The sequence below is a fragment of the Lentzea terrae genome (assembly GCF_003265345.1).
GTDB classification, from domain to species: Bacteria; Actinomycetota; Actinomycetes; order Mycobacteriales; family Pseudonocardiaceae; genus Lentzea; species Lentzea terrae.
In genome coordinates, this window is sequence record NZ_QFWW01000023.1 from 404,929 (window position 1) to 421,268 (window position 16,340).

Consider the following 16,340-nt stretch of genomic DNA (forward strand, 5'->3'; position numbering starts at 1 on the left):
AGGTGGATCGCGCATCACTGCCCGTCGTGTCCGTCGTCGTCGTCAACTACCGCGGCGCGGAGGACACGGTCACCTGCGTGCGCGGGCTGGCGGAGCTGGACTACCCCGCCGAGCTGCTGCAGGTCATCGTCGTCGACAACGAGGCGCACGACACCGCACGACTCAAGAAGGAACTTCCCGACGCGCAGATCGTCACGTCGGACCAGAACCTCGGGTTCGCCGGCGGCTGCAACCTCGGCGTCGAGCACGCCACGGGCAGCGTGCTGGCGTTCCTGAACAACGACGCGCGTGCGGACCGGGGCTGGGTCAGAGCCGCGATCAAGGTGTTCCACGCGGAGCCGTCGGTCGGCGCGGTCGCGAGCAAGGTGCTCGACTGGGACGGCAAGAAGATCGACTTCGTCGACGGCGGGCTGACCTGGTTCGGCATGGGCTACAAGCGCCACGCCGGAATGGACGACGACGGCTCGCACGACGACCCTCGCGACGTGCTGTTCGGCACCGGCTCGGCGATGTTCGTGCGCGCCGAGATCTACCGCGAGCTCGGCGGGTTCGACGAGCGGTTCTTCATGTTCTACGAGGACGTCGACCTCGGCTGGCGGCTCAACCTGCGCGGCTGGCGGGTCCGCTACGAGCCCGCGTCGCTCACGTTCCACCGCCACCACGCGTCGATGAGCTCGATCGACCACAGCCGCGAGCTGTTCCTGCTGGAGCGCAACGCACTCGCGGCGCTGTACAAGAACTTCTCGGACGAGACGCTGGCCAAGGTGCTGCCGGCCGCGCTGGCGCTGTGCGTGCGCAGGGCGACAGCGCGCGGTGAGCTCGACCCGACGCAGCTGGAGATCACCCGCAGGCCGTCTGACCCCACGCTCGACCGCGAGCCCGTCGGGGTGTCCCGCCAGGCGCTCGCCGGGTTCCTGGCCGTGGACCAGTTCGTCGAGCTGATGCCGTCGCTCGCCGAGTCGCGCAAGGTCGAGCAGGCCGCGCGCCGCCGGTCGGACGCCGACCTGGTGCCGTTGATGCGCAAGGCGCTGGAGCCCGCCTATCCCCTGCCGCGCTACCTCGCGGCGCACGACATCCTGGTCGACGTGCTCGCGCTGGACGACGTGTTCGGCAAGCCGCGCAAGATCCTGGTGATCACCGGCGACGCGATCGCGGACCGGATGGCGGGTCCCGCGATCCGCGCCTGGCACATGGCCGACGTGCTGTCCGGCGAGCACCAGGTCCGCCTGGTCACGACGAACCCGTTGTGCGTGCCGCCGGACGCGCCGTTCGCCGTCGAGCGGGCCAGGCCGAAGGAACTGCCCCCGCACGTCGCGTGGGCGGACGTGATCGTGCTGCAGGGCCACGCGCTGGAGATGATCGGCGAGCTGAAGAAGGCCTCGTCGACCAAGATCGTGGTCTGCGACATGTACGACCCGATGCACCTGGAACTGCTGGAACAGGGCAAGGACGACACGGACGAGAAGCGCGCGCTCGACCTGGAGACCGTCACTCGGGTGCTGAACACGCAGCTCGAACGCGGCGACTTCTTCCTGTGCGCGTCGGAACGGCAGCGGCACTTCTGGCTCGGCCACCTGGCTGCGCTCGGACGTCTGACGCCGACGTTGTACGACAACGACCCCACTACGCAGTCGCTGCTCGGGATCGTCCCCTTCGGACTGTCGGGCAAGCCGCCGCAGCGCACCGGCCCGGCGATCAAGGGCGTGGTGCCGGGGATCTCCGACACCGACAAGGTCGTGATCTGGGCCGGCGGCGTGTACTCCTGGTTCGACCCGCTGTCGTTGATCCGCGCGATGGGTTCGTTGCGCGAGCGCCGTTCCGACGCGAAGTTGTTCTTCCTCGGGATGAAGCACCCGAACCCCGAGGTGCCGGACATGGACATCGCCGGCCAGACGCGCGCGTTGTCGGCGTCGTTGGGGCTGACCGGCTCGACCGTGTTCTTCAACGACGGCTGGGTGCCGTACACCGAGCGGCAGAACTTCCTGCTGGACGCCGCGTGCGGTGTCACCACGCACTACGAGCACGTGGAGACCACGTTCGCGTTCCGCACGCGGGTGCTCGACTACCTGTGGGCCGGTCTGCCGATCGTCACCACGTCCGGCGACTCGTTCGCGGACCTGGTGCTGCGGGAAGGTTTGGGCGTCGTCGTGCCACCGGAGGACCCGGAGGCACTGGCCGACGCACTGGAGAAGGTGCTCTACGACGAGGAGTTCGCGGCCGCGTGCCGTGAGCGCATCGCCGTCGTCCGCGAACGGTTCACCTGGGAGACGGCGCTCGCGCCGCTGGCGGAGTTCTGCCGCGATCCCAGGCCCGCGGCGGACCGTCTGCCGGGCTCCGCACCACTGGTGCGCACACCGGGGTTGAGCAAGGCGGACAAGGTGAAGCGGGACCTGCGGCTGGTGCGCGAGTACCTGGACGCCGGTGGCCCGTCCGAGTTGGCCAAGCGGGCGACGGGGCGCCTGCGCAAGATCGCACGTGGTGGCAGCTGAATGGCGAGATCCCCGAAACCCCTGTCCGTGCTGCTCGACGGCACTCCCCTGCTCGGACACCGCACCGGAATCGGCCGCTACACCGCGGCACTGGCCGAAGAACTGGCTTCCATGCCGGAGGAGGCCGACGTACGGGCGGTCGCGTTCACCTTGCGCGGCTGGCGTGCGTTGCGCACCGTGTTGCCGCACGACGTCACCGCGCGCGGCCTGCCCGTGGCGGCACGAGCGTTGCGGCAGATGTGGCTGCGGGCGCCGTTCCCGCCGGTCGAGATGCTGGCCGGGTTCTCCGACGTCATGCACGGCACCAACTTCGTGCTGCCGCCGACTTTGCGCGCGGGCAAGGTCGTCACGATCCACGACTTGGCGTTTTTGGACTCGCCCGGCGACCTGCCGCCGTCGGACCGCCGGTTGCCCGAGTTGGTCCGGTTGTCGGCTCAGCGCGCGGACGTGATCTGCACGCCGACCGCGGCCGTGGCGTCCGTGGTGGCGGACCGGTTCGCGGTGCCGCTGGAGAAGATCGTCGTGACGCCGTTGGGCGTCGACCCCGCGTGGTTCGCGTCGCGGCCGCCGTCCGCGACGTTGCGCGGCCGGCTGGGCCTGCCGTCGGAGTACCTGCTGTTCGTAGGTGCGGACGGGCCGCGCAAGGGCCTGCAGTACCTGGTCAAGGCGCACGCGGCCGACCCGTCGTTGCCGCCGCTGGTGATCGTCGGCCCTGGTCGGTCCGGTGTGGACGGTCGGGTGCTGCGGACCGGGTATCTGTCGGACGTGCATCTGCGGTCGGTCGTGGCGGGTGCCACCGCTCTGGTGATGCCGTCGCGTGACGAAGGTTTCGGGCTGCCGGTGCTGGAAGCGTTGGCGTGCAACGTACCCGTGGTGTGCTCGGACGTGCCCGCACTGCGCGAGACCGCCGGCGGGCACGCTCTGCACGTGCCGGTCGGTGACGTCGAGGCGCTCGCCGAGGCTCTGGCCGAGGCCGTTGCGGCACCGGCGACGCCCGCTGCTCAGGCCGAGCGGCGCGCGTACGCGTCCGGGTTCACCTGGCGGCGGTGTGCGGAGAAGACGGTCGAGGCGTACCGGCAGAGCCGGGCGTGACGTGAGGCGTCAGGAAGTCCTGACGCCTCAACGACTTCACCGAGAGCGCGACCTCGGCGAGTGCTTTTCGAGCTGGCTCATCGACACCTGCCGCGAGCCCGTGACAACGGCAACGCACTTCAGGAAGCGTTGCCGATCGGAATCCGCTGTCGAGGGACGCTGATGGTTGCGCCCGGAATCGAACATGCCGAACAGGTTCTCGTACTTGAAACGGCCGTGCCAGACCGGTCACTCCAATGGCGCAGCACCAGTACGGGGAGCTACCACGCCCGCCTTGAATGCCTCCGAAAGGGCGCTCCGCCAGTGCGGCAACGGGGTCAATCCTGCTGCTGCCCATGCCGCACCCGACAGCACTGAGTAGGCGGGTCGCGGGGCCGGTCGCGGGAAGTCGGCCGTGGTGCAGGGCTGCACGCGGGCCGGGTCGGCGCCCAGTTCCTCGAAAATCGCGCGAGCGAACCCGAACCACGTCACCTCACCGGCGCCCGTGGCGTGCAGCAGGCGCTGCTCCGGCCGCACCGAGGCCAGCTGGAGCAGGCCGGCGGCGAGGTCGTGCGACCACGTCGGGGAGCCGAGCTGGTCGTCCACAACGGACAGTGAAGGTCGCGAGGACTCCAGTGCTGCCATGGTCTTCACGAAGTTCGAGCCGTGCACGCCGTAGACCCACGCGGTGCGCACGACGTAGCCGCCCGCCTCCAGCACGCGGCGTTCGCCTTCGAGCTTCGTGCGTCCGTAGGCGGACTTCGGGCCGACCGGGTCGGACGGCTCGTACGGCCGCGTCCCGTCGCCGGCGAACACGTAGTCCGTCGACACGTGGATCAGCGGGATGCCGAGCGAGGCACACGCCTCGGCGAGCAGGCCGGGGCCGACGGCGTTGACGGCGAACGCGCGGTCCTCGTCGGTCTCGGCCGCGTCGACGGCGGTGTACGCGGCGCAGTTGATCACCGCGGAGGCACCGGCGAGGTCGGCGGCGGTCACCCGAGTCACGTCGAGGTCGGACGACGACATCGCGCGGACGTCAGCGGAAAGAGCAGCGAGGTCGTGGCCGAGCTGACCACGGCCACCGGGAACGACGATCAACTTCTCAGCCCTTCGCAATCTGAGCGCGCTCCTTGAGCGGCTCCCACCAGGCGCGGTTCTCGCGGTACCACTCGACCGTGTCCGCCAGGCCGACGTTGAAGTCGACCTGCGGCGCGTAGCCCAGCTCGGCCGAGATCTTGGAGATGTCCACCGAGTAGCGGCGGTCGTGACCCAAGCGGTCCTCGACGGGCTCGACGAACGACCAGTCGCGGCCGGTCGCGGCCAGCAGCCGCTCGGTCAGCTCGCGGTTGGTGAGCTCGGTGCCGCCGCCGATGTTGTAGATCTCGCCCGGCCGGCCCGCTTCGGCGACGAGCTGGATGCCGCGGCAGTGGTCGGCCACGTGCAGCCAGTCGCGCACGTTCAGGCCGTCACCGAAGAGCGGCACCTTCAGCCCGTCGAGCAAATTGGTGACGAACCGCGGAATCACCTTTTCGGGGAACTGGTACGGCCCGTAATTGTTCGAGCACCGCGTGATGGTCACGGGCAATCCGTGCGTGCGGTGGAACGCACGAGCGAGAAGATCAGAAGAAGCCTTCGACGCCGAGTACGGCGAGTTCGGCTCCAGGATGTGCGACTCGGACCACGAGCCCTCCTCGATGGAGCCGTAGACCTCGTCGGTGGAGACGTGCACGAACCGGCCGACGCCCGCGTTCAGGGCGCCCTGCAGCAGCGTCTGCGTGCCCAGGACGTTGGTCAGCACGAAGTCGGCCGAACCCTCGATGGACCGGTCCACGTGCGACTCGGCGGCGAAGTGCACGACCACGTCGACACCGCGCATCTGCTCGGTCACCACGGCGGGGTCGCAGATGTCGCCGCGCACGAACTCGAACTTGCCGGCGACCGGCGCGAGGTTGGTCTCGCTGCCCGCGTAGGTGAGCTTGTCGAGCACCACCACTTCAGCACCCGCGAAGGCAGGGTACGAGCCGCTCACCAACTCCCGCACGTAGTGCGAGCCGATGAACCCGGCCCCACCTGTCACCAGTACGCGCACGCCGATTTCCTCCCGTGGTGTTCGTCCGCTCGCAGTCTGTCACACGGCCAAATCCTGCAACCCACAGCGATGTCACGCCGTTTGTCTTATAAAAGAAGTGAGCCTAGGTGCAGTGGGGGAGGAACGGCTGTGGAAGGCAACAGTCCGCCGGTCAGGGTGGAGGGGACCCGGCCGACGACGGCTTTCCGCGCGCTCCTGGTGACCGGGAAGATCTTCGTCGCCCTCGTCTCGACGGCTGTGCTCCTGGTCACGTCCTACGGCTGGGCGAAGGTCAAGGGCGCGAACGACGGCATCGTGAAGACCGAGGTCATCTCGGAGGACATCGCGAAGGACGCCGGGCGCAAGCCGCTCGACGGCGCCGTCGACATCCTCCTGGTCGGCATGGACAGCCGCACCGACGCGCAGGGCAACCCGTTGTCGCAGGAAGCACTGGCGCTGCTCAACGGCGGGTACGCCGACGGCGAGCAGAACACCGACACGATGATCCTCGTGCACATCCCGGTCGACGGCACGCGGGCGGTCGCGATCTCGTTCCCGCGCGACTCCTACGTGGACATCGCCGACGGGTTCGGCAAGCACAAGCTCAACTCGGCCTTCGCCCGCCAGCGCAACACCGTCGACCAGCAGCTGCGCGGCAACGGCGAGACCGACGAGCAGAAGATCCGCACCGAGTCGATGGCCGCCGGCCGCAAGACGCTGATCAAGACGATCGAGAACATGGCCGGCGGGGCCGTGCGGATCGACCGGTACGCCGAGGTCAACCTGGCGAGCTTCTACGAGGTCACGAAGGCCATCGGCGGCGTGGAGGTGTGCGTCAAGGAGGACACCTCCGACCGGGACTCCGGCGCGAACTTCAAGGCGGGCCCGCAGACGATCGAGGGCGCGCGGGCGCTGTCGTTCGTGCGGCAGCGCGGCGGCCTGCCCGGTGGTGACCTGGACCGCATCGTGCGGCAGCAGGTGTTCATCGGGGCGCTCGCGAAGAAGGTGCTCTCGACCGGCACCCTGACCGACACGGACAAGCTGAACGGGCTGGTCGAGGCCGTGCAGAAGTCAGTGGTCCTCTCGTCCGGCTGGGACATCACCACGTTCGCCGAGCAGATGCAGGGCCTGGTGGGCGGCAACATCGAGTTCCGCACCATCCCGGTGGGCGACCCGATGGACACCTACGGCGACGGCAACGTGCTGCCGGTGAACCCGGCCCAGGTTCGGAAGTTCCTCACCAGCCTCGCCGTGGACAAGTCGCCGGCCAGCTCGTCGTCGCCGGCGCCGAGCACCACGCTGCCGGCGCCGCCGAACTCGTCGATCACGGTGCACGTCTACAACGCGGCGAACGTGCAGGGTCTGGCGAACACCGTGATGAACACGTTGGCGGCCAAGGGTTTCAAGCGCGGCCCGGTGGCCTCGGCGCAGCAGACCAGCGACACCACGGTCGTGCGGTACGCGGCCGGCGAGGAGGGCTCTGCGCGCAAGGTCGCGGCCGAGCTCGGTCCGAACGTCGGCGTCGCGCAGGACGCGTCCGTCCGAAGTGGACAGGTGCAGGTCTTCGTCGGCACCGACTACCAGACACCGGCCGGCAACGACGAGGACGTCGACGCGCAGGGCGTGCCCGGCACTTCGGCGCCCGCCTCGTCGAGCAGCACTCCGCCGATCACGGCGGGCGGACTGGTCTGCGTGAACTGAAACCCCGGCGTAACGGGCGTTCGATAGTTACGCTGAGGAAGCAGATCCAGCACCCGGAGGACCTACGTTGAGCACTGCCACCCGCGCGAAGAAGACCGCACTGGTCGTCGGCCGGACGGTCATCGCGCTCGTCGCCGTGACAACGTTGGCGTTCTCCGGCTACTTCTGGACCGCGCTGCGGTTGGTGAAGCAGAACACGAACACGACGGAGATCCTCGAGGTGCTCGAGGACATCCCGAACTCGCCGCCCGTCGCGGACGGCGCGGTCGACATCCTGTTGGTGGGCAGCGACAGCCGAACGGACGCACAGGGGCGGCCACTTCCCGCGGACGTGCTGCGCAAGTTGCGCACCGAGAGCACCGACACGGTGAACACGGACACGATCATCGTGCTGCGGGTGCCGCGCAACGGCGGTAAGGCCAGTGCGATCTCCATCCCGCGCGACACGTACGTGCCGATCCCCGGCTTCCGCGAGGACAAGATCACCTCTGCCTACGGCGCGGTGAAGTACCTGACCGCGGAACGGCTGCAGGCCGAGGGCGTGAGCGACCAGCAGGACCGCGAACGCAAGTCCGACGAAGCCGGGCGCAAGGCGCTGGTGCAGGTCGTGCAGGACCTGACCGGCATGCGGATCGACCACTACGCCGAGATCAACCTCTACGGCTTCTACCTGCTGACCGAGGTGATCGGCGGCGTGCAGGTGTGCCTGAAGGCCGGCACGTCCGACCCCAACTCCGGCGCGAACTTCCGCGCGGGCCAGCAGACGGTCTCGGGCGGCGACGCGCTGTCGTTCGTGCGGCAGCGCAACATGCCCGGTGGTGACCTGGGTCGCATCGCGCGGCAGCAGGTGTTCATGTCGCAGGCGATGAAGCAGCTGCTGTCCGCGGGCACGTTCACCGATCCGGGGAGGATGAACGGGCTGCTGGACGCGATCTCGAAGTCCGTGGTGGTGGACGAGAAGCTCGACCTGGCGACGCTGGCCACGCAGGCGCAGGGCCTCGCGTCGGGCAACGTGGAGTTCGCCACGATCCCGGTGACGAACATCGACGCGCGCAACGAACGCGGTCAGAGCGTGGTCACGGTGGACCGCGAGGCGGTGAAGGCGTGGGTGGCGCAACTGATCGGCGAGACGCCGAAGCCCGTTCCGTCGTCCACGACCCCCAGCACGCCGGCGAAGTTCGGTCCTGAGAAGCTGCTCTCGCTGGACGGTGCGCACGCCGTGGCAGCGCAACAGGATGTGCCCTGCGTCGATTAGTCGATTAGGAGTGCCGCGTGAGCGTGACCGAGATCCTCTTCACGCCGTTGCTGAAGGCCGATTCCGGTCGTCCGCTGATCACGCACTACGACGACGAGACGGGCTCGCGGATGGAGCTGTCCCGCGCGACCGCGGCGAACTGGGCCGCGAAGACCGCGAACTGGCTGCGCGACGAGCACGACGTCGAGCCGGGTGACCCGGTGGCGGTGCTGCTGCCCGCGCACTGGCAGACCGTCGGCCTGCTGCTCGGCGCGTGGTGGTGCGGTGCCCGCGTGGTCGGTGCGGGCGAAGAGGCTCGGGTGGCCGTGGTGCCGCCGGGTGTCACGGCTGACGCGGACGTCGTCGCCGTTGCCTCGCTGGACGTCTGGGGCCGCGGGTCAGGTGCGCCGGTCGACTACCTCGACGACGTGCGCGTGCACGGCGACGACTTCACGCCGTGGTCGCCGGTCGCGGGTTCCACCTTGGCGCTCGGTTCGTCCACTGTGGATGAAGTGGTGGCGCAGGCACGGGAGCTCGGGGCGAAGCTGGGCGCCGAACCGCGCGTGCTGTCCACTTTGGAGTGGGATGTGCCTTCCGGTGTGCTGGAAGGTTTTCTGGCCGTGCTGGCGGCCGGTGGCTCACTGGTGCAGGTGAGCAATCCCGACGCGGGCCGGTTGGCCGCGCGCCGGGAGAGCGAGAACGTCACGCTGCAGCTGGGTTGAGCACCTTGTTGTTCTTGAACAGCACGCGGTCCAGCGAGTAGGCGCCACCGTTGAAGCCGAGCGCGAGCGCGGCCGCGGCCAGCACGACGACGAGCTCGGAACCACCCTGGCCGATCAACGGACCAGACGCGTGGACCAGCACGAACGCGCCGAGCATGTTCGCGGCCAGCAGCACGCCGACGATCGGCAGCGCGACACCGGCGATCAGCGCGAGGCCACCGGCGAGCTCGACGGTCGCGGCGAACGCGGCCGAGACGGAAGGCAGCGGCACACCCATCTTCTCGAACGACGCCGCGGTGCCGGCCAGACCGTACTCGGTCCACTTCTGCCAGCCGTGCGCGACGAACACGATGCCGACGCCGAGGCGGCCGATGAGTGCGGCGATGTCCTTGAGCTTGCCCATGGTGCTTGCTCCCCGATCCTGTCGTTTCACTGTCAGTCGTTCAACTTCGAACCAAAACTAGTACAGGTTTGAACGACCTCATGAAAACGACAGGAAGCCAACAGCTACTTCTTAAGTTGGATCCCCTCACCCTTCGTGTTCGTCAGGGTCAGCGAGCTGCGGTCGAGCTTGTAGGTGACCTGCCCGTCCAGCGCTGCGACCACCGCCTTTTCCGCTGCCGTCTCGTCCGGGCCGCACGCCTTGTCGGTGTGGACGAACGAGTCGAACGTGATCGTCTGACCGTCCACGCGGTAGGACGCCGCGCCGTCGTTGCAGCCGGTGAACACGTTCACCTTGCCGTTGTCGAACTTCAGCGTGGCCGGTACGCGGCCGGGCACCGATGACACCGCATCGGCCTGGACGAAGCTCTCCAACTGCCAGGTGCCGCCCTCGAGCGTCGCCGGCGCCTCCGGTGCGAGCACGATCTCCGCGCCCGATCCGGTGAGCACCAGGTTCTGCCCGTCCATCCGCCACGCGGGCGTCGCGCTGAGCAGCTTGGACAGCCACTCGTCCTGGGTGTGCAGCTCCTGGCTGGGGCAGCCCATGGCGGTCATGCTGAGGTCGGAGACCTTGAGCTTGCCGTCGTCCAGCACGACCGGTCCCTGCATCTGGTTGCAGCCGGCATTGGCGAGCAGCCGCCCGTCGTCGGTGAATCTCAGCTCGATCTTCGTGCCGTCGACCAGGGCACGTGGCTTGCCCTGTTCGGTGACGGCCGTGGACGTGAACACCTTTCCCCGCATGTCAGCGCTCCCCTGGCCGGACCTGTTGCCGCACCCGGAGGCCAGCAGGGTGACGGCGATGGCGGCGACGAGAACTCGGTAGCTCATGTGGTGAGGACGGAACACGCGGCCTCCTCGGTTGCCTGTTGCCCGAAGGCCGGACGCGGATTGCGCGCCCGGCCAACGGTTTTGCAGCATTCGACGTCACGGGGACAGGGATTCCGCGTAGTCGTAGAGGCTCTTGATGTCGTTGTCGAAGTACGGCCCGTCCATCTGGGCCGGGTCGCTGTGCCGGTGGCTGACCACGCTGTTGATGTAGCCGAGCCCGTTCTGGTCGTTGTACTCCTGCAGCCACGGACCACCGCTCGAGCCGCCGGTCATGTTGCACCAGGCCCGGATGTGCTGGTTGTGGCCGTGCCAGGTCGTGCCCTGGCAGTAGTACTGCAACTCACCGGTGAACGGCGCGCCCGCGGGGTAGCCGAGGATCGTGACGTACACCGAGTAGCCCCAGTTCCAGCGCAACCCGTTGCCACCAACGACGTTGACGATCGAGCTGCCGCCGTTGGTCTGCATGATGACGATGCCCATGTCCTCGTCGTAGTTGCTGGAGTTCGTCCAGGCCGTCCGCGAGGTGAGCTGGTAGGCGTACCACGTGCCGTACGGGCGTGCCCCGTGGCGGTAGCGCGGAACGAAGACCCAGTTGCGCATCCACTGGCCACCAGCACCGCCGTGCACGCAGTGCCCCGCCGTCTGGACCAGCTTCTTCTTGCCGCTGTTGACGGTCGCGCCCGAGCACACGTAGTTCAGGCCGTTGACCGGGTTGGTGAAGTACACCTTGCCGACCGTCTGGGAGTCGTTGAGCATCGCCCCGATCCCCTGGGCCTGCTCGGCCTTGACCTTCACCGACGGCGCGGCACCGTCGATGCTGCCCGCACGCCCCGAGGGCTGGGGTGCGGACTTGGCCTTGACCGTGGCAGGACCCGTCGCCGGGATCGCGTTGGCCATGCGCTCCGGGGTCCAGTACGACTCGGCTGCGGCGGCCGACTGGATCTTGTTGTCGGAGGTTCTGGCCAGGCTGGCCGAGCTGCCGTTCGGGGCCGCCTGCGCGGTCGGCACGAAAACGGAAGCGGCCAGCACGAATCCAAACGCTAACGAAACAGTTCTTTTCGCTCTCATTCGAAATACCTCACTAAACGAGGTTGAGTTGCGGCTTTGCGAACGTAGCGACGCCTCTGACCTGGTGTCCAGCCGCGCTTCTGAAGTTGCTCTGTTCAGCAGAGCTTGCATTCCATGCCTGCCAGAAAAAGGTCCGTCCGGGCCATTTTCTCGTTTTATGTGCAGCATCAGAAAGCGCTATCCGCCTTGTTGATCTTGAAGTTGGGGGTTGACAGGCGCGCGCGCCGGGGCTGTACTTAACCCAGAGGTTAGATAACCAAGTGGTTAGGTACGAGATGGACCAGCTGAGCGCCACCTTCGCCGCACTGGCGGACCCGACCCGCCGGGCGATCCTCGCCCGGCTCACCGAGGGTCCCGCAACGGTGAAGGAGCTCTCCGAGCCGTTCGACATCAGCGGCCCGGCGATCTCCAAGCACCTGCGCGTGCTGGAGAAGGCAGGCCTGATCACGCGCGGCAGGGAAGCCCAGTGGCGCCCCTGCCAGCTCGACGCGACGCCACTGCAGGAGGTCGCCGTGTGGGCAGAGAACTACCGCCGCTTCTGGGATGCGAGCTACACGCGCCTGGACGCACTTTTGACCGAGATGAAGGAGAAAGAGCAATGAACACCGTCAAGTTCGGCACCACCGTGACGCTCCCGTCCGACACCGAGATCGCGATGTCGCGCACGTTCGACGCGCCCGCTTCGTTGGTGTGGAAGGCGTTCACCGATCCGTCGCTGCTGCGCCGGTGGCTGCTCGGCCCCGACGGCTGGGAGATGCCGATCTGCGAGGTCGACCTGCGCGTGGGCGGCAAGTGGCGCTACGGCTGGGCGCAGCCGGACGGTTCCCAGGCGTTCGAGATGTACGGCGAGTACACCGAGGTCACGCCGCACTCACGCCTCGTGAACACCGAGCACTTCGAGGACAACCCGCCGGCCGTGACGACGGTGGAGTTCGTCGAGTCCGGTGGGCAGACGACGATGACCACCACGATGCGGCTGGTGTCGCAGGAGGCTCGGGACGCGGTGCTGGCGACCGGGATGGCTGACGGGGCCGGGCGTTCGTACGAGCGGCTGGGCGAGGTTCTTGCCGCACTCCAGTGATTCCAGCTCAGGTCGCCTCACACGAGGCGACCTGAGCAGTCCGTATTCACGATCCTGATATCCGGCCTCGTTCCGGGGTTCGATCCGGGGTATTCCGGGGCGTACTTTCCTAGGCCATGAAGCCTCAAGCGGTCCGGATCTTCCTCAGCTGGTGCCATCGCGACAGGGCCGCAGTCGACGCGCTCCTGCACAACCTGCGACCGACACTGCGGCTCTTCACCGATCTGAGGGTCGAGTGGTGGCAGGACTCCCACCTGATGTGCGGCGAGGAGTTCACGCCCGCGATCCGCGATCGCATCGATGAGGCCGACTTCGGCCTGTTGTTGGTCACTCCGCACTACCTGGCGAGCGCGTTCATCCGTGAGCACGAACTGCCGCGGTTCTCGGGCGCCGCTGCGGACAGGGCGCCCCTCCCGGTGAAACTGTCACCGCTGCCTCCGTTCGGCCCGGCCTACGACTTCGGCGGCCTCGACAAGCTGAACATGTTCTGCTTGGACGGCAAGGCTTTTACTGAGGTCAGCCGCAACCGCCGCACCGACTTCTCCAACCGTCTCGCCGAGGCCATTCGCCTCCGCACTATCGGCCAGAACGGGTACGCGTGATGACAAGCCCGTTGCGGCCGAACGAGATCACCGACCGGATCAACGCCCTGCGCCCGTCGCTGACGACGATGCAGCTGGCACGCCTCACCGCGATCAGCGACATCGTCGACGAGACAGGCCGGTTTCTGCTGCGTCAGGCTCTGATCGCCGGCGACTTCCCGGAGGGCGACGGCCGCGCTCAGGACGCCTTTCGCGACTTCCGCAACAAGGTCAACGAGATCGCGGCGACGGCCGAGGTCGACCTGATCCTGGAGCTTGAGTCTCGCAAGGCCATTCCAGACCACCGGCAGGGCTGGTTCGCGGGCAACCCGGTGGAGAAGAGCCTCGTCGCCGTCACCAAGGGCCAGGCCGAAGACATCGGCATCGCCAAACCCGTCGCACCCGAGGTCAGAGAGCTGGGCGAGCGTCGCCCGTTGCGGGTCTATGTGAGCTTTCACCCGCCGACCTCGCGCAACGCCGCCACCCTCATCGAGCAGCTGACGACCTCGCTTCGCATCCTCGAAGGTCCGGAGTGGGACGTCAGGGACACCCGCTCGGTCGGTATAGGAGCGGACACCGCACAGACTCGCGCTCAACTCCTCCACGAGGCCGACGTCTGCGTCTGTCTGGTCAGCCCCGCGTACGTCGACTCGCCGGAACGCGAAGCCGTCCTCGCCAGCTCCCACAAGCTTGCCGCCGTCGCACTCACCGGCCTGCCGGGATTCTCGGTCGCGCTGAAACCGTTGCAGCAGCACGAGATCGCCCTGCAAGGTATGCCTTGGGAGGAGCTGCGGGCGGCCTCGACGCGCAAGATGTTCGTCGACGAGGTTATCCGAGAGATCCTGCTGATTGTGCTGAAACCGCGCGCCGGCACCGGAACCGTCGCCCTGGAGCGGTTGCCCCTCGAACCTCTGCTGGCCCGGCAGGCACACAACAACTTCAGTCCCTACTCGTCCCGTGACGACGATCCGACGACGATCCTCAAAATGCTGGTCGCCAAGCAGGCACGCGTCCGGCGCAGGGACGACAGCGCGGTTCTGGTCCAGTCACGGTTGCGGGAGGCCTCTCTACAGGAGTCGTTACTGGACGACGCCGGCGAGCGTCCGGCCGGAGCCTCCCTGTCCGCCGTTGATCGCCTCACCGAGTGGGCGACGGCAAAAGAGCCCAACGCGCCGAGACTGTGCGCGCTGCTGGGCGACGTGGGCATGGGCAAGACCACGACCGCGAAACTGTTCACGACTCACTTACTGGAGCTTCACGAGGACGACCCCACCTCGCCGTTCCCGATCTTGTTCGATCTGAGGGACGTGCGGGTCAGCGAACTGTCAGGGTCAATGACCCTGGACCGCATCCTGAACGACATGCTCGACGCAAACCGCCCACAGGGTGTGTCTCCCGAGAGACTCAACGCGGACGTCGTGCGCAAACGGCTCGAAGAGCGCACCGTGGTCGTGTTCGACGGTCTCGACGAAGTGCTGGTACACCTCAGCCCGCACGACCGTCAGCTGTTCACCCGTCAGCTTTGGCGCGCACTCCCCGCCGAGTCGAACGCACGAATGCTGCTGACCTGCCGCACCCAGTACTTCCGCACGATCCGCGACGAAGCCGACTTCTTCCACGGGCACACGCGGCAAGGCCTGCGCAGCGGCGACTACCTCGCCCTGCTGATGCTGCCGTTCACCGAGAAGCAGATCCACGAGTACCTGGCGGGAAACCTCGACCGAGACGCCGAGTGGGTCGACGCGTTCCTCGACACCATCCGCGCCGTCCACAACCTCACCGAGCTGGCGCAGCGCCCGATCACGTTGCGGCTGATCTCCGACCAGGTCGACTTCATCGAGAACGCGAAGCTCGAAGGCAGGGACCTCCGCTCGGTCGACATCTACGCCGAGGTGGTCAACCGCTGGATCACGCGGGACGAGGGCAAGCACACGCTGACCCCAGATCACAAGCGCCTGCTGATGGAGGAGATCGCCGCTGCCCTCTGGCGTTCAGGGGAGAACGCCTGGAGCCCGGCCGAGCTCGACGACTGGTTGCTCGATCTGCTCGACCAGCGACCGGCTCTCCGCCGCCACTACCGCGAACATGTACCCGACCTGTGGACCGCAGACTTTCGCACCGCGACCTTCCTCAAGCGTGAGGGTGACACCTTCGAGTTCGCCCACCGCTCACTCTTCGAGTATTTCCTTGCGCGGTACCTGTTCAGGCAGCTACGCGACGGTCATGCAGTCGATTCTCTCGCGATGCCAGTACCGAGTCCGGAGACCCTCGACTTTCTCGGTCAGTCCGTTGCGGCCGACCCTGACGCCGCCCTCGCCACGCTCGAACTCGTCGGCCGCCAGTACCAGCCCCAGGCCTCGGAGTTGGCGGTCGCCTACGCCCTGCACGCCGCCCCGGCCGGCTATCCGCACCAGTCGCTGATCGGTGTGGACCTGGCGGGCGCGACCTTGGCGGAATTGACGTTCACCGATCTCGCGATGACCAATGCGAACCTGTCTGGTGCAGACCTGTCGCGAACACACTTCGTCGCTGTGGACCTGACAGGCGCCGACTTCGCGCGAGCCATCGCCCACAACGCCGAATTCCACGATTCGGTGCTGACCGGGTCGAGATGGCAGAACACCGAGGTCACCGGAGCGATCTTCAGACGCTGCAACATCACCGGTGTCGACTTCGACCAGTCGACCGCCTATCGAACTCAATTGCTCTACTGCACGCCGCAGCCGGATCTGAACTCCGGCTTCCAGATCGCACCGTCACCTGAGTCTTCACGCGGAAAGCTGCGAGCGGCCGCCAGGCTCGACTACTTCTCCGGGACCTCGGGAACGATAAACACCATCACCTGGTCAGCCGACTACACGCGGGTCCTCACCGGCGGTGACGACAACACCGCTTGCCTCTGGGATGTCACCACCGGCCAACAACTCCACCAACTCACCAGGCACAACAGCGCCATCAACGCAATCACTTACTCACCCGACAACACCCGCATCGTCACCGGCGGTGACGACAACACCGCCCGCATCTGGGACGCCACCACCGGCCAACAACTCCAC

General features: G+C 67.5%; 14 protein-coding genes. 9 read left to right on the forward strand and 5 right to left on the reverse strand.

What is annotated here, in order from left to right; all coding sequences use genetic code 11:
- Positions 1 to 2: 2 nt before the first annotated feature.
- The gene (locus DI276_RS29555) at positions 3 to 2,489 is read left to right on the forward strand and encodes a glycosyltransferase (RefSeq protein ID WP_232836996.1); all 2,487 of its coding nucleotides are present in this window, start codon (positions 3 to 5) and stop codon (positions 2,487 to 2,489) included.
- Positions 2,490 to 3,581: a glycosyltransferase gene (locus DI276_RS29560; RefSeq protein ID WP_112269244.1), complete on the forward strand. Its 1,092-nt coding sequence runs from the start codon at positions 2,490 to 2,492 to the stop codon at positions 3,579 to 3,581.
- Between the two features lie 228 nt (positions 3,582 to 3,809).
- Here DI276_RS29560 and rfbD read toward each other — a convergent pair whose 3' ends face one another.
- On the reverse strand, positions 3,810 to 4,676 hold the full coding sequence (gene rfbD / locus DI276_RS29565; RefSeq protein ID WP_232836997.1) for a dTDP-4-dehydrorhamnose reductase: 867 nt from the start codon (positions 4,674 to 4,676) through the stop codon (positions 3,810 to 3,812).
- Positions 4,663 to 5,649 (reverse strand): dTDP-glucose 4,6-dehydratase, encoded by a 987-nt coding sequence (gene rfbB, locus DI276_RS29570; RefSeq protein ID WP_112269248.1) that lies wholly within the window; start codon positions 5,647 to 5,649, stop codon positions 4,663 to 4,665. The genes rfbD and rfbB overlap by 14 nt, the downstream gene beginning before the upstream one ends.
- Before the next feature lie 129 nt (positions 5,650 to 5,778).
- Between rfbB and DI276_RS29575 the strand changes: the two genes are divergently transcribed.
- The 3 genes from DI276_RS29575 (at position 5,779) to DI276_RS29585 (ending at position 9,285) form a co-directional block, all read left to right on the forward strand.
- Positions 5,779 to 7,329: an LCP family protein gene (locus tag DI276_RS29575; protein ID WP_232836998.1), complete on the forward strand. Its 1,551-nt coding sequence runs from the start codon at positions 5,779 to 5,781 to the stop codon at positions 7,327 to 7,329.
- A gap of 67 nt (positions 7,330 to 7,396) precedes the next feature.
- Positions 7,397 to 8,584, forward strand: coding sequence for an LCP family protein (locus DI276_RS29580; RefSeq protein WP_112269252.1), 1,188 nt, complete (start codon positions 7,397 to 7,399; stop codon positions 8,582 to 8,584).
- Positions 8,585 to 8,601: 17 nt separating this feature from the next.
- Positions 8,602 to 9,285, forward strand: a complete 684-nt coding sequence (locus tag DI276_RS29585) for a TIGR03089 family protein (protein ID WP_112269253.1) — start codon at positions 8,602 to 8,604, stop codon at positions 9,283 to 9,285.
- Here the strand turns inward: DI276_RS29585 and DI276_RS29590 are convergent.
- The 3 genes from DI276_RS29590 to DI276_RS29600 all read right to left on the reverse strand — a co-directional run bounded on the left by DI276_RS29590 (position 9,266) and on the right by DI276_RS29600 (position 11,583).
- On the reverse strand, positions 9,266 to 9,688 hold the full coding sequence (locus tag DI276_RS29590; protein ID WP_112269255.1) for a DoxX family protein: 423 nt from the start codon (positions 9,686 to 9,688) through the stop codon (positions 9,266 to 9,268). The two genes, DI276_RS29585 and DI276_RS29590, sit on opposite strands and share 20 nt — an antisense overlap.
- 104 nt (positions 9,689 to 9,792) lie before the next feature.
- Positions 9,793 to 10,554, reverse strand: coding sequence for an META domain-containing protein (locus DI276_RS29595; protein ID WP_232836999.1), 762 nt, complete (start codon positions 10,552 to 10,554; stop codon positions 9,793 to 9,795).
- Between the two features lie 96 nt (positions 10,555 to 10,650).
- Entirely contained in the window at positions 10,651 to 11,583 is a 933-nt protein-coding gene (locus DI276_RS29600) for a trypsin-like serine peptidase (protein ID WP_198680981.1), read from the reverse strand.
- 314 nt (positions 11,584 to 11,897) lie between these two features.
- On the opposite strand from DI276_RS29600, the gene DI276_RS29605 reads away from it, so the two are divergent.
- The 4 genes from DI276_RS29605 to DI276_RS29620 all read left to right on the forward strand — a co-directional run.
- Positions 11,898 to 12,224, forward strand: a complete 327-nt coding sequence (locus DI276_RS29605) for an ArsR/SmtB family transcription factor (RefSeq protein ID WP_112269261.1) — start codon at positions 11,898 to 11,900, stop codon at positions 12,222 to 12,224.
- Positions 12,221 to 12,703, forward strand: coding sequence for an SRPBCC family protein (locus DI276_RS29610; RefSeq protein ID WP_112269263.1), 483 nt, complete (start codon positions 12,221 to 12,223; stop codon positions 12,701 to 12,703). Before DI276_RS29605 ends, DI276_RS29610 begins: the two co-directional genes overlap by 4 nt.
- Before the next feature lie 116 nt (positions 12,704 to 12,819).
- Positions 12,820 to 13,305 carry a toll/interleukin-1 receptor domain-containing protein gene (locus DI276_RS29615; protein ID WP_112269265.1) on the forward strand — a complete coding sequence of 162 codons (486 nt, stop codon included), beginning with the start codon at positions 12,820 to 12,822 and terminating at the stop codon, positions 13,303 to 13,305.
- Positions 13,305 to 16,340: NACHT domain-containing protein (locus DI276_RS29620; protein WP_157985023.1), on the forward strand; the 3,036-nt coding region annotated here is incomplete at its 3' end. The genes DI276_RS29615 and DI276_RS29620, both read left to right, overlap by 1 nt.